This is a genomic window from Arthrobacter sp. UYCu712 (genome assembly GCF_040547005.1).
Taxonomy (GTDB): Bacteria; Actinomycetota; Actinomycetes; order Actinomycetales; family Micrococcaceae; genus Arthrobacter.
Genome location: NZ_JBEPOZ010000026.1, coordinates 22,817 through 42,754 on the forward strand (window position 1 = coordinate 22,817; position 19,938 = coordinate 42,754).

General features: G+C 62.1%; 19 protein-coding genes and 1 pseudogene. 13 read left to right on the forward strand and 7 right to left on the reverse strand.

The window, feature by feature from the left end; translation table 11 throughout:
* Positions 1–124 precede the first annotated feature (124 nt).
* The 7 genes from ABIB51_RS19420 (at position 125) to ABIB51_RS19450 (ending at position 7,261) form a co-directional block, all read left to right on the forward strand.
* Positions 125–2,032, forward strand: a complete 1,908-nt coding sequence (locus tag ABIB51_RS19420; RefSeq protein WP_354190987.1) for a hypothetical protein — start codon at positions 125–127, stop codon at positions 2,030–2,032.
* 469 nt (positions 2,033–2,501) lie between these two features.
* On the forward strand, positions 2,502–3,014 hold the full coding sequence (locus tag ABIB51_RS19425; RefSeq protein WP_354190989.1) for an RNA polymerase sigma factor: 513 nt from the start codon (positions 2,502–2,504) through the stop codon (positions 3,012–3,014).
* Positions 3,015–3,027: 13 nt separating this feature from the next.
* A complete protein-coding gene (locus tag ABIB51_RS19430) occupies positions 3,028–4,041 on the forward strand; it encodes a CU044_5270 family protein (protein WP_354190990.1) in 1,014 nt (337 codons plus the stop codon).
* Between the two features lie 213 nt (positions 4,042–4,254).
* The gene (locus ABIB51_RS19435) at positions 4,255–5,022 is read left to right on the forward strand and encodes an RNA polymerase sigma factor (RefSeq protein ID WP_354190992.1); all 768 of its coding nucleotides are present in this window, start codon (positions 4,255–4,257) and stop codon (positions 5,020–5,022) included.
* Between the two features lie 201 nt (positions 5,023–5,223).
* Positions 5,224–5,565 (forward strand): hypothetical protein, encoded by a 342-nt coding sequence (locus ABIB51_RS19440; RefSeq protein ID WP_354190994.1) that lies wholly within the window; start codon positions 5,224–5,226, stop codon positions 5,563–5,565.
* Positions 5,566–5,652: 87 nt separating this feature from the next.
* Entirely contained in the window at positions 5,653–6,642 is a 990-nt protein-coding gene (locus tag ABIB51_RS19445) for a hypothetical protein (protein WP_354190995.1), read from the forward strand.
* A gap of 247 nt (positions 6,643–6,889) precedes the next feature.
* Positions 6,890–7,261, forward strand: coding sequence for a GNAT family N-acetyltransferase (locus ABIB51_RS19450; protein WP_354190996.1), 372 nt, complete (start codon positions 6,890–6,892; stop codon positions 7,259–7,261).
* A gap of 79 nt (positions 7,262–7,340) precedes the next feature.
* Here ABIB51_RS19450 and ABIB51_RS19455 read toward each other — a convergent pair whose 3' ends face one another.
* From ABIB51_RS19455 to ABIB51_RS19480, 6 genes are all read right to left on the reverse strand, one after another.
* A complete protein-coding gene (locus ABIB51_RS19455) occupies positions 7,341–7,931 on the reverse strand; it encodes a recombinase family protein (protein ID WP_354190998.1) in 591 nt (196 codons plus the stop codon).
* A 164-nt stretch (positions 7,932–8,095) separates the two neighbouring features.
* Positions 8,096–11,143: a Tn3 family transposase gene (locus ABIB51_RS19460; protein ID WP_354191000.1), complete on the reverse strand. Its 3,048-nt coding sequence runs from the start codon at positions 11,141–11,143 to the stop codon at positions 8,096–8,098.
* Between the two features lie 487 nt (positions 11,144–11,630).
* Positions 11,631–12,065: a hypothetical protein gene (locus ABIB51_RS19465; protein ID WP_354191002.1), complete on the reverse strand. Its 435-nt coding sequence runs from the start codon at positions 12,063–12,065 to the stop codon at positions 11,631–11,633.
* A gap of 11 nt (positions 12,066–12,076) precedes the next feature.
* Positions 12,077–12,595: a hypothetical protein gene (locus ABIB51_RS19470; protein WP_354191004.1), complete on the reverse strand. Its 519-nt coding sequence runs from the start codon at positions 12,593–12,595 to the stop codon at positions 12,077–12,079.
* Between the two features lie 19 nt (positions 12,596–12,614).
* Complete coding sequence (locus tag ABIB51_RS19475) at positions 12,615–13,103, reverse strand: hypothetical protein (RefSeq protein ID WP_354191006.1); 489 nt, start codon at positions 13,101–13,103, stop codon at positions 12,615–12,617.
* Positions 13,100–13,678: an RNA polymerase sigma factor gene (locus tag ABIB51_RS19480; protein ID WP_354191007.1), complete on the reverse strand. Its 579-nt coding sequence runs from the start codon at positions 13,676–13,678 to the stop codon at positions 13,100–13,102. The genes ABIB51_RS19475 and ABIB51_RS19480 overlap by 4 nt, the downstream gene beginning before the upstream one ends.
* Before the next feature lie 481 nt (positions 13,679–14,159).
* Between ABIB51_RS19480 and ABIB51_RS19485 the strand changes: the two genes are divergently transcribed.
* Both ABIB51_RS19485 and ABIB51_RS19490 read left to right on the forward strand, forming a co-directional pair.
* Complete coding sequence (locus ABIB51_RS19485; protein ID WP_354191009.1) at positions 14,160–14,501, forward strand: hypothetical protein; 342 nt, start codon at positions 14,160–14,162, stop codon at positions 14,499–14,501.
* Positions 14,502–14,644: 143 nt separating this feature from the next.
* A complete protein-coding gene (locus ABIB51_RS19490; RefSeq protein WP_354191010.1) occupies positions 14,645–15,226 on the forward strand; it encodes a hypothetical protein in 582 nt (193 codons plus the stop codon).
* A gap of 206 nt (positions 15,227–15,432) precedes the next feature.
* Here ABIB51_RS19490 and ABIB51_RS19495 read toward each other — a convergent pair.
* Positions 15,433–15,603: pseudogene (locus ABIB51_RS19495) on the reverse strand (ATP-binding protein); the annotation flags it as partial.
* A gap of 462 nt (positions 15,604–16,065) precedes the next feature.
* Here ABIB51_RS19495 and ABIB51_RS19500 point away from each other — a divergent pair.
* From ABIB51_RS19500 to ABIB51_RS19515, 4 genes are all read left to right on the forward strand, one after another.
* Positions 16,066–16,791, forward strand: coding sequence for a hypothetical protein (locus tag ABIB51_RS19500; RefSeq protein WP_354191011.1), 726 nt, complete (start codon positions 16,066–16,068; stop codon positions 16,789–16,791).
* A gap of 42 nt (positions 16,792–16,833) precedes the next feature.
* On the forward strand, positions 16,834–17,049 hold the full coding sequence (locus ABIB51_RS19505) for a tautomerase family protein (protein WP_354191012.1): 216 nt from the start codon (positions 16,834–16,836) through the stop codon (positions 17,047–17,049).
* Positions 17,050–17,219: 170 nt separating this feature from the next.
* Positions 17,220–18,113, forward strand: coding sequence for an aminoglycoside phosphotransferase family protein (locus ABIB51_RS19510; RefSeq protein WP_354191013.1), 894 nt, complete (start codon positions 17,220–17,222; stop codon positions 18,111–18,113).
* Positions 18,114–18,226: 113 nt separating this feature from the next.
* Positions 18,227–19,573 (forward strand): MFS transporter, encoded by a 1,347-nt coding sequence (locus ABIB51_RS19515; protein WP_354191014.1) that lies wholly within the window; start codon positions 18,227–18,229, stop codon positions 19,571–19,573.
* Positions 19,574–19,938: the final 365 nt, after the last annotated feature.

The following is a 19,938-nucleotide window of genomic DNA, read 5'->3' on the forward strand; positions in this document are numbered from 1 at the left end:
GGACATTTGCCGCGGCCCTGGCAAGCGAGCCAATACCACCCGCGCGGTGGCGCTGCGGGAGCCAGTCAGTACGGGTCGTTTTTGCATACAAACTGCTGCGCCCTTTATGGGACCCCGGATTCTGGTGTCAAACTGGACGCACCCAACGATCGGAGAAAACGTGGTGCGGGTTCGCCCGACGGCAACCGTCAGTGACTGGCTTCTATCGGTGGCGGAAGTTCTTCCCCTTCCGCATCGGGCTGTCCCCCCATACACCCTGGGTGAAGCGGTCGCCGAACTCGGCGAGTACGCTCAAGCGGTCGATGCTTCGGACTGGAATTCGAGGTTCGCCAGGAACAATCGCCATTCCCTGCGAACTGAGATTCAGGCGCAGTCTGAGGCCATCGGGCGGCGGCTTGGAGCTTTAGTCGCTCCTCTCCTGGATGACCTTCGCGATGACGCTAACCAAGAGGCCGTTGTTGCAGCGGCTACTAAGTTCGGCGAGGTGTGGCACTCAGAGATAGCGGTCACTGACGCGTTCCGTGATCTTTGCGCCGCAGCGAAGGTCTTCGGGATGACCAGCCGTGCATTGCGGCGACTGTCTGCCATCATCGCATCGCAAGTAGGCCCCGCCGCACACAGTACCTTCTCGTTGCTCAGCCACGCGGCCGATGCGCTAGTCAACACCGAGGAGGACTTAGCTCGCTGGCGCGATGCGCCGATTGCTGAGCCACTGACGGAAGAACACCGGCTTGAGATGGCGAAGGACAGTCTTGTTGCCGCGCCGGTGGGTCGGGTAGTCGTGTGGACCGTGTTTTACCGCGCCCTTCTTTCAGGGATGCGCGAAGTCATAGGCCCGATGACGTTCCTAAGAGCGGATTGGGCGCTTCCAAATGCTTTTGAGCTCGAACTACACGACTTCCCAGAACGTGCCGAGCTACGCGGGATCCGCGAGAAAGTAAGCTGGCTCGAAGATCTCAATGTCGAAGCGCTGAAACCGGAGAACCGACTCACCCTCGTTCGTATCGACCTCGGCGAACGGCAGGTCGCCGGCGCTGAAGAGGAAGCCCGGCGTCGAATTGAGGCAGTAATAAGCGTCGCCGTCGAGGCAGGCGGCGTCTCTTGGCAAAGCGCAGGCGCAGCTACCGTGCTCCTTGACGGAAAGGTTCGCAGCTCTTCCCTCGGACTAACGGTCCGCAACGTTCCGGTACTAGAGGATGACACCTACGGGATGGGCGGCACAGCCGAGATCCTCAGCAGCGTCGCAGATCAGTTCGGAGATGCCCTGGCCAAGGGACCCATGCCAGAGCGGCTCATCGAAGCGCTGACCTCGCTACGTGAGGCACGGATGACTGATCATCGCGACGTTCTCTTCTACGGGGCGCGTCGCGTCACGCCTCGCATAGCGACAGCGCTCGAGGACCATGCGATTGAACTCTTCGCGTCCGTATTACGGGTGCCTGCGGCAGACTTGGCTGCCGCCCTCCAGCGTCGAGAAGCCCTCAGCCAAGCAGACCGTCGAACCGTAGGCCAACTGATGGCGCCATTCAACGAAGCATGGTCACGCGAACGATACGAGGGGCGGGACGAGCTCGAACGGAGAATTTCCAAATACAGCCGAGGTGGAGTTCGCTTGGTGTCCGTTGCGAAGGCTGTTGCCCTCCAAGACGAAATTCGCGCACTTCCGATGTCTAAACTCCAGCGCGCAGATCTGGAGGATGCGCTTGCAATCTGCACTGATCCCGACCGGGAGCGGCAGCTCCTAGGGGAGATGTGGCGCGAAACGGAATTGCTTCGTAGTCGCCATCGACGTGTTCGGAATGCTGTCAACCATGGTCTGCCGCTCCATGAGACTACGCTGAGTAGCATCCGCAACTATGCCGCCGACACTTCGAGGACGGCGCTGAACATCGCCCTCACCTGGTTCAAAAACGGCGACCCGGGTGCGGCCTTGCTCCAGCGAGAAGAGAAGGCCTGGACCGACCAAATGGATCGGATCGGCCGCGGCATGAGTTGGGCTGAAGAGAGCGCGCAGACCGGGGAAGAATCGTAACCGCGTTCGGGCAAACCGACTCGTAAGAGTCAACCGATAACAATCGGGTAGCTCGTAAGGTGGTAAGCCGTGTCGGAGCCGTCGGATCTACGCGCTCTGGTGCCTGGCCTGATCCTCGCGCTGGACCATGCGGGTCCCGAAAACGGTCGTTATTGACGCGCCCATGCGAGAGTTGTCAGCGTCGCCGGAAGAAGCCCATGACAATGCTCCGATGCCACGAGATGTGGCGAAACTGTCTCTTCGTTGAATCTCCCGGTGGCCGACGAAAACTTTTCCCAATTCGCCCTTACACTTTGGGCGCTGCTAGACATCAACGAGGCAAGTTTGTGGGATTCAAAACTTATTTGAGACGAAATGCTGTTCAACCGACATATACGGGTATGAAGACAACACGGGGGCGTCAATGACAGGTCAGAGAACGGGCCTGGAAGCTTCCGTATCGGATCCAGCGTCGCAACAGCAAGCTGATGTGACCCTGTTGGAGCAGATCGTCAAACGAAATCAGGCTGCGTTCGCGGAGGTCTACGACCGCCATAGCCGGCCAGTAGCGTGGCTGGCGCATTCTTTGGTCCCCGGCCACCTGACAGATGATGTGATCCAAGCAACTTTCATTAGTCTCTGGGACAGTTCCCATCGGATCACCATCAGCGGCGAATCACTGCTGCCGTGGCTGATGGGAGCGTGCCGAATCCACAGCAAAGCCATCCTTCGCAAGGAACACCGCCACCGCCACGAGGCCACAGATCCGGCCATGGCCGGCGGGAATGTCGAAGACGAAGCCCTGCACCGCCACCTGATCGCCGCCATCGACGCCCACATTTCGAGCCTCGGTGGCCTCGACCAGCGAATCTACCGCCTCTGCATCCACGAAGACTTGAGTTACGAAGCGGCCGCGGAACAACTCGGCATCACATCTTCCACTCTCCGCAACCGTCTCTCCCGGCTGCGCGCCGGCGTCCGCCGCCGGTTTGGCAGCGACTGAAAGGACAAGACCAATGAGCATCATCCCGGATCCTTTGGTTCCTACAGCTTCAGACCTTGCCCGGAACCGGGCCCAACTCCTCCAGAAAATCGCAACGCGACCTGAAAGGCAGATCAGCGATGCCAAGAATCGGGTCCCGCGTTCATCGCGGCCACGGCCCTTAGTCCGACGCACCGTCCTCCTGGCAGCTGCGGCGGCTGTTCTCGCCGGAGGACTCGTCGCCACGGACGCCGTCAGCTTGTTCTGGCGCGCACCGGCCACGGCGGAGGCCGTGGAAGCCCTTAACGGGGCGGCGCAGCAAACGATCAACACCTCTGATCCTGTGTTGGGTCCCGGGCAGTTCCTGAAAATCGACACCAGGGCCGTCTACGCCGATGAGGGTGAAGGCGGTGCAGGCCGCCTGTACTGGCTCGAATCCCAGGACCGCCAGCTGTATGTTCCGGCCGACCGGAGCGGCGCCTGGGTGATGAACTTCGAGCCAGCGCGCCCGGTAACTTATTTTGGCGAAGGCACCGAGGCCGCAGTCAAGGAAATTGAAGCCCGGACTCCCAAGGGGCGGACCGAACGTGGGGACCTGCGGCGGGTGGACGCACCCTGGTCAGACGAAGAACTAGGTGCACTCCCCCGGGACCCGGGCAAGCTTCTCGATACTATCCGTGACCAGACTGGAAGTGCGGGAAACTCCGCCGACGACCAGGCACTCGTCTGGATCTCCGCCCGGCTGCGGGTAGGAACGATTCCCGCCGACCTAAGGGCAACCCTGTACCGGGCGGCAGCCCTCATCCCCGGAGTCACTCTGGTCGACCGGCAGACGACCCTGGATGGAAGAATCGGCATCGCTATTGGGCGCGTGGACCGCAGCGCCAATACCCGTCACGAAATCATCGTGGATCCGGGCAACGGCCAGTTCATCGGCGAAAGGGTCGTGGATCTAGACGGATACGGGGCAATCCCCCCAGGAACGGCAACCGCCTGGACAGCAGTAAAGACCTCGGTAGTCGACACCGCCCCCACACCCACCCCTTGACGCCGGCCCGGCCTGCATCGGCCATTACTGTGGGGCTCACTTTGATGATTGAAGCCCCGGAGAAGTTAAGGAACGCGTCGGGACGATGGCCTCGAAAGTCGGCACGGGACCGAGAATGCACGGCCGCCGGCGAGCCGGCGGACATCTCGTCATGGAAATTCGAATCAGCGGGAACTTTTTGAAAGGCAACGGACACTACTAGGTATGAAACAAATGGGGGAACAGGATGCGGTGCTGTGGGAAAGGTGCGTCCAAGGTGATCCCGATGCTCTGGGAACTTTGTTTGACCGGCACTCGGATGCGGTCTTCCGGTACTGCCTGAGCCGCACCGGGTCGTGGCACGACGCTGAAGAGCTCGTATCAGTCACGTTCCTGGAAGCATGGCGGCAGCGCAAGGGACTGGCCCTGCAGCGTGATTCCCTTCTTCCCTGGCTGCTGGGGGTAGCAACCAACGCGGCAAGGAACAAAGCCCGCTCCATCCGCAGGCATGAGCAGTTCCTGGGCCGGCTTCCCCATTCACCGGTTGTTCCGGATCATTCCACCGCGGCGGACGATCGGATGGACACCGAACGGCAGGTCCGGGATCTCCTGGACGGAACAGCCGGACTCAACTCTGGTGAGCGCGACCTCCTGCTGCTGTGCGTGATGAACGGCTACAGCTACGGGGAAGCCGCCACGGCACTCGGCGTCCGGATCGGAACGGTCCGTTCCCGGGTGAACCGGGCCAAGAACATGAACCCGGGCGGGATCACGTCTGACTTCATCCCCGCAGACTTCATCACCTCTCCCAGCACGGCTGGCGGCTGGGACGGGCAAAGCACCGATGCCCAAGGCAAGCCGCTCATCTCTGGGCCATCCGAGAACCACGCCGGCCATTACGTCCCCCAACTCACGGAATGCGTCGTCGACCACACCGTCAGCGTTATCCCTGGGCCCGCCGACATCTGCAACAAACTCGGGATCGCCACGCTCACGAAATAGACACCCCGCCGCACACCAGGCTGGACCGTACCGGAAAAAGACTGACGACAGTCATACGCCGGCGCAAACGACAAAACCAATCGGACCCTGTGAGACCTGGAAAAGCGAAACCAGACGCCGCCGGGGCTACAGAAAACCGGCAGAACCGCAGGTCCCTCATCACCTCGCAAGACCACCACATAGACATTGGGGAAACATACGATGAAGAACTCACTGAAGATCGCCGCATCCGGCGCCGTACTGATTTCGATGCTCGGACTGGGCGCCGTGGCCGCCAACGGATCCGCCAAGGAAACGCCAAACGATCATCCGTCCCGGACGTCGTCACCTGCCGCCGGGACCGACCATCCGGAATGCTATGACGAGCGGAAACTCCATGACCCAGCCGATTTCTGCTACCTGACGATTGGTCCCTGGAACAGCACGAAGTCCTCCGACGAGGAAGTCCGGAGCCTCATGCCCATAGACCGCATGCTGACGGCCGGAAAGACCACGGAAGAGATCCAGAGGTACTACCCCGATTACGTTCCGGCGGCCAGGTAAGCAAAAATTCCGGGCGGTGCGGACTCCCGGAAGACTCGAGATTGGATCCGAAAGAGACATTCAAGACCTATAGCAAAGAAGGCAGAGATGAATCAGGCGGTGGTGAAGATTGCGGCCCGGTGGCTGCTGGGCCTGATGCTTGCCATCGCCGCAGCCATTGTCGCCGTCAATCTGGTCAACAGCTCCATCGCCAGCCCCCAGCAGCCCGTCCGCCAATATCTGGCCGCCCTGCAAAAGGGCCAGGGCGGCAAGGCGTTGGGCCTGCTCCACGCCACCGTCCCACGGAGCGATGCCGCCATGCTTGACGGGACAGCCCTGCAGACCGCCGCGTCACGGATCGCGGACGTGAAAATCGGCGATGCCGAGGAGCGCACCGAGAACCAGGTCATGGTTCCCGTGAACTACACCGTCGACGGCAGCCGGCTACAAACCGAGTTCCTGCTCGAGCGGACCGGAACCGAGTGGCTGTTCTTCACCACCTGGGCCTTCGTGCACTCACGGCTGCCAACCGTCGATGTCACCGTCGTCAACGCCGCCGAGGCCACGGTCAACGGGGTGCCGGTGAACATGCCCGAGGGCAGGAACACCTTTGTCGTGTTCTACCCGGGCGAGTACGAAGCCACTCTGATCGGTGAGTACTTCGCTGCCCCTGCCCGTCGTGTCACCGTATCTGCGGCAGTCGACCCCGCCACCATGAATCTGCGCACTGAAGCAACAGAAAAGCTGAGGACCGACGTCGGGACAAAGACAAGGGAGTATCTGGGCAGCTGCGCCACGGGAGCGACCGAAGAGCAACGGCTCCAGCCGGACTGCCCGTTCTATTACGTCACCAACAACCGCGTCGTTCCCGGAACCATCAACTGGGTCATCAGCGCCTACCCCGAAATCAGCGTGGAACCTTTCGACGGCCGCTGGGTCGTTGCACCCCTGGATGGCAAGGCCAGAGTCACCGGAAGCCAGATCGACCTCTTCACCGGCACAGTGTTTCCCCTGGACGAAGAGGTGGACTTCAGCTTCACAACCCGCCTCGACATCACCCCCGACACCATTAGCGTCACTCCCCTACTGAAGTACTAGGCGCACACACGCCTCCCAGTGCAACGGCACGGCCAGACAATGTGCCTCATTAGACATCGTGTCTAAGGGCAGCAAGAGAACGACCCCGCACAAAGGGTCGTTAATGACTGCCCCGCGACCGCAGATAAACTGGCGGACCCCGCGAGTATCGGCCGAAGACTCGGGTCAAAAACAGCCGAGCCATTCGGGAAGTTCCGGCTCGTTCTCGAACTGCCAAGGTGTTGCTGTGCATCGATACAGTGGTGGCATGCCTGAGTTGATCGCGCCGACGCGCAGCCTGCGTACAGCGTGGCTTGAAGCACACGAAGAGTGGGGTCCCGGTGTCCATGAGGATGGTTTCGGGTTGCTGCAGACCGACAAGGTCGAAACGCCGGCCGGGTTCGAGGCGTGGGTGGCACGCCTAGCCGACGAGTCAGACCGTTGTACGTATCGATGGATCATCGACGACGGCCACGTCCTTGGCGGGATCGCGCTGCGGCACGAGACCCACGACCTTGTGGCGCGGGCCGGGCATATCGGTTTTGGCATCAAGCCCTCGGCGCGTAAGCGCGGACTCGCTGCGTGGGCGTTGGGCCGGATGCTCGGCGAAGCGAAGGCCTTGGGCATGGATGGGGCTTGAGGACCAATGCTCGGGAAAGTCACGCTAAGCCGGTGGGCCAGGTAGCAGAGGTTCTGGTCGGCACTGCTGTTACGCCGGGTCACGGCGTTGGGGTGGGGCGTCGCCCGATGCTTGTTTTGTTGAGGTGGCCGTAGATCGTGGAGCGCGGGACCTGAAGCAGATCGGCGATGCGTTGGACGGTGTGGTCCCCGGCGTCGTAGAGCTGTTGGGCGTGGTGGGCCTGGTCGGGGGTGAGTTTGGGGCGTCTTCCTCCGGTTCGTCCGCGGGCGCGGGCGGCAGCGAGGCCGTCGCGGGTGTTGGCGATGATGAGTTCTCGTTGGAGTTCGGCGAGGACGGAGAGCATCCCGAACATTGCCCGCCCTTCCGCGGTCGTGGTGTCGATGCCTTGCTCGAGGACACGCAATCCCACACCCCTTTCCCGGAGAGCTGCGCCGAGGGTGACGAGGTGGAGGACGGAGCGTCCGAGCCTGTCGAGGCGGGTGATGACGAGCTGGTCGCCGGCCCGGTTGGCGGAGGCGAGGGCTTTGTCGAGCTCGGGCCTGCTGGCTTTGGCGCCGCTGGCGTGGTCGAAGTAAATGTTGGCCGGGTCGACGCCGGCGCGGGCGAGGGCGTCCGTTTGGTGGTCAGGGTTTTGGTCTGCGGTGGAGACGCGCGCATATCCGATCAACATGTGTCGAGAATACCTGTACCACAGGGTTTGCCGACGTTGATTTTCGGCGCGGGTTTTCGACATGGATTTCGCGGCGTGTCGCCGGCAGCGTCGGGGTGTCGGTAGATGGTCGTTTTCCGACACCCCTTAATGCCGGTTGCGTTCCGTTGCCTCTCAGGCTCTTCTTACTCCTCGTTGCTGTCGCGGTGGTCTGGATCGCGCAGCGTGCGCCGGCCGCCGGCGAGGTCCGGAAGTTGGAAGGAGTAGTGACCGTGGACGTTGATGTGCCGGCGCACGTACGCCGACAGACGGACGACATCGGCATCAAGCACCGGGTAGCCCTGTTCCCGCAGCGCGGTCAGGGCGTGGTCGAGGTAGACCGTGTTCCACAACGTCACACAATTTATGACAAGGCCCAGGGCGCCGAGTTGGTCTTCCTGCCCGTCACGGTACGCCTGGTGGAGCTTGCCCTCGCGGCCGTGGAAGATGTGTCTGGCCAGGGCGTGGCGGCCCTCCTGGAGGTTGCGCATCGCTTTCATCTCCCGGCGGTAGGCCGGGTCATCGACGAAGGTGAGGACGTGCAGGGTTTTGAAGATCCGGCCGTAGTTAGCCACCGCCTCGCCCGGATCGGTCGGACGTCCGTCGCGTTGCAGGATGCGGATGACATCGTGGGCGGAGACCTCGCGGGTGTGGATCGAAGCGGCGATCCGGCAGATGTCCGGCCAGTGCCGGCGGACCTTCTCAACGTCGATCTTTCCCCGGGCTGCCCTGTCGAGCCGGCCGTAGTCGGCTGACCGGTTGATCCGCCACAGCTTGGCATCGGGCAGATCAGCGAAAACCGGCCGGTAGTCGAACCCCAGCAAGGTGACCAGTCCGAACACGATGTCGGAGTAGGAACCCTGGTCGGTGATCAGCACCTCGGGCCGCTGGCCGCCGTCTGGGTTGTAGAGCAGGTCCACGAAGTGAAGGGTGTCCTTCGGCGTGCCCGACACCACCTTGGCCGCCAGCCCGACGGACTGATCGGAGATCATGTTCAGCCAGGTCACACCCTTCTTTCGGTGGAAGTACTTCGGGTTTGGGCGGGCGTCGACGGAGCGGACCGGCACGATGAACCGCATCCCGTCGACGGCGGCGACCAACCCGCCGCCCCACGCCTGCGCCAGGTCGCTGGCGCCCTGGGCATCGATGAGCACCGCGTTGGCTGCGGCGTAGGAGTCCGAGCCGATGTAGTGCTGGTCGACGTGGGAGAGCCGGTCCCGGGTCAGCGCCGGAGCGTCGGCGATCACCGGTCCGAACCCGATGTTGAGCGCGTGCGCGGTCAGCAGCGCGGCGACCGAGACGTGCAGGTCGGTCAGCCGGGAGGACCCGCCGGCTGCGGAGGTGAAGGAGGCGGTGAAGTCCGGGTGCCAGCCCATCACCTCGAGCACCAGTTCGGACAGATCCACGCGCGGGATCATGCCCGCTACACGGGTACGCAGGTCTTTCAGGCTGGGCGGCTCCTCCAGGGCGTCGTCCTTGCCGAGGTGCATCCGGCCGTCGGTGTCCACGGTGATGTCCCCGCCGGCGGTCATCCCGCCGGACACCGTTCGCCATGCTGCGTCCAAGGTCCCGGCATGCTCGGCGAGCAGTGAGTCGGGCTGCTCCGGCAGCAGCAACGCGCCCAGCGCCGGGCCCTTCGCGTTCTCCCACGCCGGGCCCGACAGTAGCCGGGCCCGGGGATCTGACCAGCGGTCTGAGGTGGCCGCGAAGATGTCGCGGTGCTTGAGCGCGGTGTGGAACTGCTCCAGAACGCAGAATACGTAGGCGTTGCGGTCCACCGTTTCCTCGGGTCTGCCGGCGGGGAACACCAGCTTCTGCCACCAGCCCTTCGGCACCACCGACAGGTCGACCTTGCGGGCATCGAGGTACCCTTTGGGCACCTTCACCGTCTCCCGCAGGTCCAGCAGATGCGCCAGCTCCTGCATCGCCGCAAGGATCTTGTGTGCGTCGGCGGTCGCCGCGAACCCGACTACCTCGCATAGCACCTTGGCGAAGCCGCGTACGGTGGCGTACCGCTCAACGACCGCCTCCCGCCATTGCCCCTCCGGTTCGGCCTGCGGCGGCGGGATGATCTCTTGGATTCCCTCCACCGCCGCGGCGATCTGCGCCCGGGAGCCCACCTGGTGCTCGATCATCGCCCACATCAGGCCCAACGGAATCTCCTCACTCGCCCCCTCGGCCTCGAGCAGAAGTTCCACCACCGCCTTGAGTACCCGGGCGTGCCGGGCGACCACCGGCGCCCGCTTTAGCGCGGCCTTCTCCGCGGCCTTGTTTGCCCGCCCGATCAGCTCGTTGGACATGAATACGTCGAACAGTTCCAGGGCGTCGTCGGTGGCGCTAACTTCCAGCCACCGCACCGTGGCCAGCAGCGTGGCGATCTTCTTCTCGTACGGCAACCGGTCAAGCTTGGTCGCCGTCTCGTTCCTGCCCTCCTTCGCCAGGGCAATCAACCGCCGCTTGGGCACCCCGGCCACATCCACCTCGCCCAGGTGCAGCCCGGCGATCTCCGATACCCGGTTCAGCGCCATGACCATGCCGCGCCCGGTCGTGTTCTTCCCCGCCTTGCGCCACATCTCCAACTGCGACCAACGGCTACGCTCGGGCACCTGCAGCAGTTTCTCCAGCTCAAGGGCCTGCCCGCCGGTCACCGCCCGCGCCAGGGCGGCGTATAGCCTGGTCTCCGCCTTCTTACGGACACTGGCCACTTCGTCCCGTAACGTCGTGACCCCCGGCAGCAGCACTCTCCGCGCACGTAACCATCCCACCGCCGCGTAGAACAGCGGCCCCGGCTGATCACCGGTCGTCCACGCCTGCCCGTCCAACCAGTCGATCAACTCCGCCTCCGCCGAGGCGTAGGAGACATAACCGTATACCTCGGCGATCTCCGCCTGATGCTCAAACCGCGTCGGCCGCCGCTCCAAGTACCCCTTCACGCACGACGGATCCGCCACCCCGACTTGTCCGGCCACATAATCCACCACCGTGGTCGGTACGTCGAGGGGGTCCTCCAGAAACGTGCCCAGGTGTCGGACGGTCACCAGCTGGAGACTGAACCCGAGCCGGTTGCGATCACCGCGCCGTTGCGCGACGAGGTCCAGATCGGCGTCGTCCAGGAAGAAAAACCGCTCCAACACCGCCTGTTCCGGGGCCTGCGCCTCGAATCTCCCGTACGAGGCCTCCTCGGCCGCAGTCAAATATTTATGTTTAGCCATACAGGCTCAACGAACCGAGGCAACCATCGTTACCACTAGGGATCGGCTTAGCGCCGCCTTCACAGGCACCAGCGGCCAGGAGATGGACTGAAGCTGGTCCGATTTCATCTCGCGGGCTGTCCTCCAGCCCGGAAGGCATTAAGGTGTCGTACGTTCGGCGCAAGTATGCCCGAATGGTCCTCTGGTCCACGTGTGGTTCCCTGGATAGATCTGCGGGGGTCACGATTGCGGATGGGCAGCTGGGCTGCATATGCACCGGCGTGGGCGGCCGGTGAGCCGTGTCAGTTCCAAGGATGCCCTTCCGTGCGCCATCGGCGCCGTGATGAAGGCTGTCGCTGCCGGCTCCCAGGACACGTCGCCCCTTGGCGTCTGACGGAAAGATAGCGCCCACTCGTCAGTGGGCGCTATCTCGATCCATAAATCAATGCCGTCGGGACGGCTCCTTTGTCCGGGCGGCCGTCGGCACCGGCTAGCGCTGGGCCTTGTCGATCTCCTCCTGTGTCGGAGGTGTAATCACAAAGGTGCCCACGCGCTTTGTCCCCGAGGAATCGTAGAGCCCGATGGCAACATGCTTGCCGGCGTTCGCGTTCTGCCACTCAGCGGCCTCTGCAGGGCTCTTGAACGTCGGCTGGTAGTCGAGGTCACGCTTGAAAACGTAGCCCTCAACCCCGCCCTCTCCCTGTGCCTGGATGAGGTCAGGTTCCGTCTCTGGAGAAACAGCCTTGGCTGCCGACCCGTAGGTAAGGCCAGCTGCATTGCGGGCGAACTCCGGTGCGACCGGTGATCCGGTGCCAGGAACCTGAACCAGAAGGGCGTCTTGGGCTGCAAAAGCTGCGGTACCTCCCAATGCCAGTGAGGCGACGAGCGCGGCGCCAAGTGAAAGATTCTTCACATTCTTTTTCATGACATTTCCCCCTAAACGCCGTTTACCCAGGGGCTCTGGGGTGCGTAGTAGTAGTTATATCCGCCGCCATTCCACGCACCGGTCACGGACCATCCGTAATAGGCGGAGGGAAGAGCGCAACCGGAATAGTTCGTACCTAGGGAGAACTCTTTAGCTGCTCCTCCTGTGTAAACATGACCTGTTTCCCTGCACAGAGTCCCATTGGAGAGGAACAGCCGCGCATTGGCCGACATGTACCCCGCCGGAACGGATGAAGCGGTGGTCCGGACCCTTGCGACCGCATAGGTGCGGCTGCTGGCGTAGACCTCTGACCAGTTGTTGTAGCTGTAGCCGCTGATGGGACCGTAGTAGCCTGCGCTGCCCGTCGCGGCCTGCGCGGCGCCGACGCCGAGCAGGCCGAGGAATCCGACAATGAATGCAGATAAAAGCGGCAGCGCGAATTTGATGGATATTTTCAAATTCCCCCCATGTTTCGACATGACCACCAGTGTGGTGTGGAGAATGTATCGAAACAGGAGGTGTTCTGGCAATACCTAAATCGAGTTTATTTTATCCGGCTTGAAAAACTCCGATTTGCGTTTTCCCGTCGCTGAGGTAAACCGGAACCTGCCGGTTTGGTCTCGGGGTGGAGAAATTCTTTGCTGCGTCCTCCGGGCTGGTTGGCTGGGGGCCCTGCAACTCCATAGAGAACGCATAGCCTTCCTTGCCGTTCGTCGCCATGACGCGCACGAGGACCGGAGCCACCGGGCTGTCACCCTGCACGCCGTAGGTCTGCCCGCTGTCATTGACCGGCCATGACGGGACCGGCGCGTAGGAGGGTGAGCATGCCTCCTGGCTGGTGCACGGCAGCGCAATCCAGCCGAGTTGGCCGGCAGTTGCGAAAGCTCCGGTCCCCAACGCCAAGGACCCTGCTGTGATCAGACCGATCGCGAACATGCGACGCTTCCTTGGCTGGGCCGTGTCTTTCCTGACGGTTGCCACCAGGAGGCCCCTGACCACGCGCCGACGCTTTTCATCAAACTGAACTTCTGAGCTCATGGTGTGCTCCTTGCAAGGTCTGCATTGTGGGGGAGGGAGGTCATCTTCTCCGCGAGCTTTGCTTTTGCCCGGCTGAGGCGGGACTTCACGGTGCCGGCGGGGATGTCCAGCGCTTGACCGGCGTCAGCCATTGAGAACCCCTCAAGCACGCACAGGGTCAGAATCTCCTGGTCCTGACGTCGAAGACCATGAAAGGCGGAACGTACGGCGGCGGCCGACTGGGCCCTCGCAAGCCGGTCCGTGATGTCGTCGGCCGGGTCCGTTTCATGTGTTCCCTCGGGCAGCCGCGCCAACATCTGCTGGTAGCGGCGCCGGGAGCGCATCGAATTGCTGATGGTGTTGTGGGCGACCACGAGTAGCCAGGCGATCAGTGAGCCGTTGACGATACGGACGTGACGCCGTCGCCTCCATGCCTCCAGGAAAACTATCGCGGTGACGTCTTCAGCGTCTTCCTTGACGCCCAGGACACGGAAGCTGTGTCTGAGGACGCGCAGGTGGTGCCGGTCGAAGATCTCCCCGAACGCCAGGGAATCCCCCTCAATTGCCCTTCGCCACAGCTCTTCGTCGGTGCTCATACCTGATAGTGTCCGTTCCCCCGGATTGGTTCCATCACTGCCATGTGCCGCCGAGCGTACCGGAAACCGGTCCGTGTGGCGCTTCGATTTCCGCACTACTTGCTCTTGCCGATTGTGCACCGGTTGAATGTGTCAACTTTGATCGGCGCCCACTAGGACGCCCCGAACGGTACCCACCTGAGCGACATACCGGACCTAATGACGGCTTGAATGGCACCCACCTGTGAGCGTTGATCCCATCAATATCGGGGTCAAGTGCAGGAGAGCCGGGATGGGGTCAAGAGTGGAGTTGTTCGCGAGGTCACGTACGACTGTGGGTAATATGTCGTGGCCATGATCGTCCTACTCGGCCCGGTGAATCGATGCATTAGGTGCGCCATTCACCTCGGCGAAACATCACGAGTGAATTACGGCAATGGACGCCCTTGCTCCGGGATGGTAGGTTCGCTATTTCGAGGTAGGTTATCGATGTATTGGGGGAATGATGACTAAGAACACGAAGCTCGTCGGTCTGAGTATTGGGCTCGCGGCGACGCTGAGCCTCGGCGCAGCCGCGGCTTACGCTTCCGCGGAGCACCCTTCGAAGGATAATTCGCCGGCGGTGACGTCCGAAGTGGGCTCAGATCACCCTGAATGCTACGACCCGGCCAAGTTGAACGATCCGAATGACTTCTGCTTCAAGACGATAGGCCCATGGAACAGCGTCCGCTCAAGCGACGATGAAGTGCGGGCACTGATGCCGGTAGAGCGAATGGTCAAAGCTGGCAAGACCGTCGAGGAGATCCGACGCTACTATCCGGAGTACTCGCCCCAGGGTAAGTAGAAAAGCGTTCCATCTTCCTAGAGAAGAATCCATTTTAGACATCAGCTCGCCCCATCGGCGGGCTGATACTTTGCTCTGTGTAATTAATCTGACTGCCGTATGCGGCAAAGTTTTGACATCAAAAAAATATTGGGGGAATAGAAATGAAAAAATGGGGATTGCGGACCGGAACCGTTGTCGCTTTGCTGGCTCTGGCTCTGGGGGCTGGGTCCACAGGGGCTGTTGCAAGTCCAGGACGCGTCGTTAGCGAAACCACACAGGTCATTGCCGAAGAAATTATTGACCCGTCGAACAGCATCAAGCTCACTGATGCCGAAGTCCGTGAGCTCATGCCTATCGACCGCATGATCGCTGCCGGCAAAACCGTAAAGGAAATACGGCAGTACTTTCCCGAAAAAACTCCGGCGGAAATTAAGAAGCTCCAGCGCGAAGCCGAGCTTGCACCAAAGCCCATGATTGTTGAGGCCAACTGCTCGCTCAGCACAGAGTTCTACGGCGTGCTCCGTTCGGATGGCTCTCAGTACTGCTACGCATATGCGGGGTCCACCAACACTTACATCAACGCAGTGTCGCAGCTTTGCCCCGGCAACAACATGGGCCGCACCTACTACGCCACGGTGAGCAATGCCTACTACTGGAGCCCATGGCGAGGTCCAGTTAACCCGCTCACTACGTGCTACCGATTCTCGGTTCTGGTCAGCGTTTACATCGTCCAAATCGCGTAGCGCCTGACCGTGGGCTGATCCAACGTTGGCCCACAAGCCAACTCCATCGTGAGCGGTCAGATCAGACCGGGGGCCTGACATTTGTCAGGCCCCCGTTCTGCCGTTAAAGGCATGCGTTTGGCCACGGACGAATCTGACCTGCTCCGCCTGAACCCATGGCTGCCCGGCTGTGAATCCGGAGACTTGCAGGGCTTCTAGGCAACCTCCTATCGGACTGTCTGTCGGGCCAGTGTGGCAGCGAGCCGGTATGAATCGGTGACGGTTTCGATGATCGTGCCATTGAAGGTCAGACGGTCAACGATCGCGGCGCACAAGCGTGGGTCGGTGAAGGTTTTGGTCCATCCGGAGAAGGATTCGTTGGAGGCGATGGCGATGGCCGGTCACCAACCGCGACCTGGCCCACCGGCTTAGCGTGACATTCCCGAGCATTGGTCCTCAAGCCCCTGGATCGCGTGCTCGTCATTTGCGAGGCCGGGAACATTGCCTCCGCCCGGACGATCCAGAGTCAGCGCGGTTCCCCGGCCCAACACGGAGCCGCCGCGGACGACTCCGCCTGGCGGTATTGGTTCCAGCTCTAAAGCGCACCCAGGGCGACGTTCCAGCCTTGTCGGCAGGCTTTCGGCGGAGCAGCCGGACGAGCCGACCTGGTGATGTACAGCCCGGGCTATGGAACCAATAGTCAGGGAGCGCATCCGCGTCAGAACCGCCGACGCGACCTGAGCTCCGTTGTAATGACGATGCCGCAAAATGCCAAAGGCCCGACGATGCTCAATCGTCAGGCCTCAGGGTAAAACTATGAACGGAGAACTTGTCCCCGCCTTCTCCAGTAGTCTACGGAGATGCCTTCACACCCGCAACCCCAACCCAAATCGCCGGAATGGGAAGTCTTTCGCGGGTACATTTCGACGCCGCGCCTCGGGCCCTATCTCGCCGCCACGGGCGGCAACCGGAAACAGGCGATCCAGCTCTACCACTGGAACATCGGATTGTCCGGGGCGGTGTATGAATCCCTGCACTTCTTCGAGGTCGTTCTCCGAAATGCGATCGATGCTCAGCTAAGCGTCTGGAACGCAACGCAGATCAATCCTTCCGGAGGAATGCACGGCCGGGACTGGCTCACAGACCCCTCTCCCCTGCTGTACAAGCTCACGCAGCAAGGCAAAGACATCCGAGAAGCCACTGGACGAGCAGAAAAGGCAACCAAAAGGCGTGCGGCACAGATGGGGCACGCCGACATTCTTGCGCAGATGAGCTTCGGGACATGGAGATTCCTGCTGCCGGACAAGACGCCGGGGCGAAAACTGCTGTGGAAAGACGCTCTAGCCGACGCATTCCCCCACAACGCCCGCGCAGAAGACGCCGTTACCAAGGATGTCGCCGGGATCCACCTGCTGCGAAATCGGGTCGCTCACCTAGAACCTCTACTCAAGACTGGCGCAGTCCACGTTCAGTACCAAAGCATGAGAAATGTCTTGGCTGCCATTCACCCTCTGATGGAACAGCGATTCATCTCGACGCAGAGAATTACCGTCCACATTTCGCAAAGGCCTCCAGGAACCACATAGGAAGGCTGTGGGAGGGGGGAGCGCTCAATGCAAGACTAAACCATGCCCCTCATCCAGGTCTCTAACGCCAGCCCGTCCTCGACAGCCAAGAAACGCCAGCTGCTCGCCGAACTTACGGCGACGTATGCGCGCGTTATGGAAATACGGCCGGACACCATCAGGGTCACCCTCCAAGAACTGTCAAGGGAGAACTGGTCTGTCGCTGGGGTCACGTTGGCTGACTCCGGCCAAGACGAATCACTGACAAGCCCGGTCTAGGAACGCTGCAAAGCTCGGCATTGACGCCGCCGTTGATATCCATGTGTAACTCGTCCGCGTGGGCGCCATCGACGGCCGGATTCAATGGTTCGGGCCAATCGGCACCGGCTGAGGAATGCCTGACCGGGGCGCCTTCGCAATGGTGGCGCCGCAGCAGTTAACATCGCCTCATGACCCCGGTTGCGTTGCCTAATGATGCCCGTGACCGACTTCTCGATCGATTCGGCCCCTCGGCTGCGGCCTGGATCGACGACTTCGGAGCGCTTGTTGGGGAGCTGTGTCAGAAGTGGGCGCTCGAGCCTCAGGCTGTCCGTGCGGGCGGGACGGGCGCCGTTGTCGAGTGCGTTTCGATCACGGGAAGAACCCAGTACGCACTCAAGCTCTCCCCTGACCGGTCGGTCACGGAGCAAGAGGCGGCTGCGCTGACGTACTGGACGGACGCCCCCGCCGTCGTCGACCTGGTGGATGCGGATGCCGCCCGTAGTGCGATCCTGCTCGAATGGCTGCCCGAGTCCACCGAGCTGGCCGCCGATGCATCGGGCATCGCCGATGTTGCCGGCCTCATCGGCGACCTCTACCTACCGCGCGGGACACTGCCCGCTGATATTCCTCGCGCCCATGAGCGCGTGGAGTTCGTGTTCGAGTTGTGGGATCGACGCAGGCGTACTCTCCGGGAGTCCCCGATCGATGCGACAGTTTGGCGCCGGTGTCGCGAGGCTGCGTTGGATATGGCAACTGAAGGGGATTCGCTTCTTCACGGCGATCTTCATCCCGGCAACATTCTGCGGACGGGTAACGGCAGCCGAATTGTCGCGATCGACCCTCGCCCGTGCATCGGCGATCCAGCGATGGACCTCACCGACCTCGCCATGACTGGAGCCGGTAGCGAAGCGGCCATCCGCCGCCGGTGCCGTCAGCTCGCTGATATTGCTAATCCAATCGACGCCGACCGGCTGTGGCGTTGGTGCTGCAACTTCGCCCCGATCATGGCGGTCTCGCTCGTCCGGCGCGCCGCGAGGACCCGGGACGTCACCCTCATGCGCACCCTCGCCAACACCCGCTGAGCGAGCGCCAAACACCCATCAGCTAATCAGGGGACGACTACGCCTGCGGCCCCGCAACTGCCTGTGCCCTACGTCACGCTAGGCTCTATGCCTACGAGAGGATTGGGGGAAACGTGGGAATCTCTGCCAACGGCTCTTCCGCAATGGAGCCGAAGCTTCGCCGCTATCCGGCCTTTGTCAGATTCTGGTTGGCCTCGACGGTGTCCGATTTCGGCACCTATATAACTACCTTGGCTTTATCCGTTCTGATTTTGGTGACGATGAACGGCACGCCGTTGGACCAGGGGCTGGTCAATGCTGCCAGGTGGACCCCATATCTACTATTCGGGCTGGTTGCCGGAGTCTGGATCGACCGCTTCCCCCGCCGAACGATACTCATCGGCGGAGACCTCGGTCGTGGCCTGATCCTCACCGGCGTATGCGTCACGGCAGTGACAGGGGCCCTCTCGGTTCCGACGTTGCTAATCCTCATGTTCGCCTTTGGAACCCTCGCGCTGACCAGTGACGCCGCGTATCAGAGCTTCCTCCCCCAGCTGGTCCCCAGATCCCTGCTGACCAAGGCGAACGCCCGGCTCCAGCAAAGCGACACCGTGGCCCAAACTACGGGAAGCGCCGTAGCCGGTGGTCTTGTTGCAGTGGTGACAGCCCCTGTGGCTCTTCTTGTGGATGCCGTGTCGTATTTTTTCTCGGCATCCGTTCTCTTTACCTTGGGACGGCCATCCGGCCAGGCGCCAGTTCGAAGCAAACAACGACTTCGCCACAAGGTCGGGGAGGGTCTGCGGTGGGTTTATGGCCATTCCCATCTGGCGCCCTTGGCGTGGAGTACCCACATATGGTTCATCGGTTCCGCCATCCTCGGGGCTGTCTTGCCGACCGTGATTCTGAATGACCTTCGTTTGGGTGCCTTGGGGTTGGGTTTGGTGATGGGGTGTTCCGGAATCGGGGCCGTCGTCGGCACCACACTGTCCACCCGGCTCGGGCACCGATGGGGTACGGGCAACGCCATGGTTGCGGCGCGCCTGGCCCAACCCCTTGCTATCGCCTTGGTGGCGCTGGCGCCCCTCGCCGCCGGCGGGGAACGCACTGGAGAGATTTACGGTTCGCCGCTGCACTGGCCGGGAGAGTTGTGGGCCGCGTTTGCCCTGGCCGGCTCCGGGCAGCTGCTATTCGGCATGGCCATGGGAGTCGAAGGGCCACTGGAAATGGGCTACCAGCAGGCTGTGACGCCGGACAGGCTCATAGCCCGCATGAGTGCCACGAGGCGTTCGCTGAACCGGGGAATGATCGTCATCGGAGCCCCCTTGGGCGGCGTCATAGCCACCGTCGCGGGTACCGATACGGCGCTCTGGGCCGCCGCCGCCTTCCTCCTACTGGCCTCCCTCGTACTGCTGTTCTCGAGGTTCAGAGACGCCCGTATAGAAGTCCACCAACTTTCCGACGAAGAAGCACTCATGCCCTAGGCGGTAAAAACCCGCAAGAAACAGGGCCCGCTGGCCAACAGAAGAGCGCAGCACCGGACCCGAGCGCTTCTCTACGGGGCGGAGTTCACTACGGATGTCTGCACGGAGGTCCACGAGGTGGCTGTTCCGGCGGGGAAATCAACCGTGGCCTTAAGCGTGTTGGGAGCTGGTCAGCAAGGACGGGGTGGTCCTGGATCAGGCCGTCTCAGTGGTCCTGAATCAGGTTGACATACTCACGGTGCGTGATGGGGGCGCCGTACGCCTGTTTCAGCACTGCGCTCCCGTCTTGTTCCTTGACTGGGGTCCGGGTGTGGTTGTCCACCAACCGCCAATACTGAACTGTACGTACGATTGGCCGCTGCTGC

Coding starts and splice junctions, on each gene's coding strand:
- ABIB51_RS19430 (WP_354190990.1), top strand. CDS start 3,028: ATGAGCATCATCCCGGATCCTTTGGTTCCTACAGCTTCAGACCTTGCC.
- ABIB51_RS19435 (WP_354190992.1), top strand. CDS start 4,255: ATGGGGGAACAGGATGCGGTGCTGTGGGAAAGGTGCGTCCAAGGTGAT.
- ABIB51_RS19440 (WP_354190994.1), top strand. CDS start 5,224: ATGAAGAACTCACTGAAGATCGCCGCATCCGGCGCCGTACTGATTTCG.
- ABIB51_RS19445 (WP_354190995.1), top strand. CDS start 5,653: ATGAATCAGGCGGTGGTGAAGATTGCGGCCCGGTGGCTGCTGGGCCTG.
- ABIB51_RS19450 (WP_354190996.1), top strand. CDS start 6,890: ATGCCTGAGTTGATCGCGCCGACGCGCAGCCTGCGTACAGCGTGGCTT.
- ABIB51_RS19455 (WP_354190998.1), bottom strand. CDS start 7,931: ATGTTGATCGGATATGCGCGCGTCTCCACCGCAGACCAAAACCCTGAC.
- ABIB51_RS19465 (WP_354191002.1), bottom strand. CDS start 12,065: ATGAAAAAGAATGTGAAGAATCTTTCACTTGGCGCCGCGCTCGTCGCC.
- ABIB51_RS19475 (WP_354191006.1), bottom strand. CDS start 13,103: ATGAGCTCAGAAGTTCAGTTTGATGAAAAGCGTCGGCGCGTGGTCAGG.
- ABIB51_RS19480 (WP_354191007.1), bottom strand. CDS start 13,678: ATGAGCACCGACGAAGAGCTGTGGCGAAGGGCAATTGAGGGGGATTCC.
- ABIB51_RS19485 (WP_354191009.1), top strand. CDS start 14,160: ATGATGACTAAGAACACGAAGCTCGTCGGTCTGAGTATTGGGCTCGCG.
- ABIB51_RS19490 (WP_354191010.1), top strand. CDS start 14,645: ATGAAAAAATGGGGATTGCGGACCGGAACCGTTGTCGCTTTGCTGGCT.
- ABIB51_RS19500 (WP_354191011.1), top strand. CDS start 16,066: ATGCCTTCACACCCGCAACCCCAACCCAAATCGCCGGAATGGGAAGTC.
- ABIB51_RS19505 (WP_354191012.1), top strand. CDS start 16,834: ATGCCCCTCATCCAGGTCTCTAACGCCAGCCCGTCCTCGACAGCCAAG.
- ABIB51_RS19510 (WP_354191013.1), top strand. CDS start 17,220: ATGACCCCGGTTGCGTTGCCTAATGATGCCCGTGACCGACTTCTCGAT.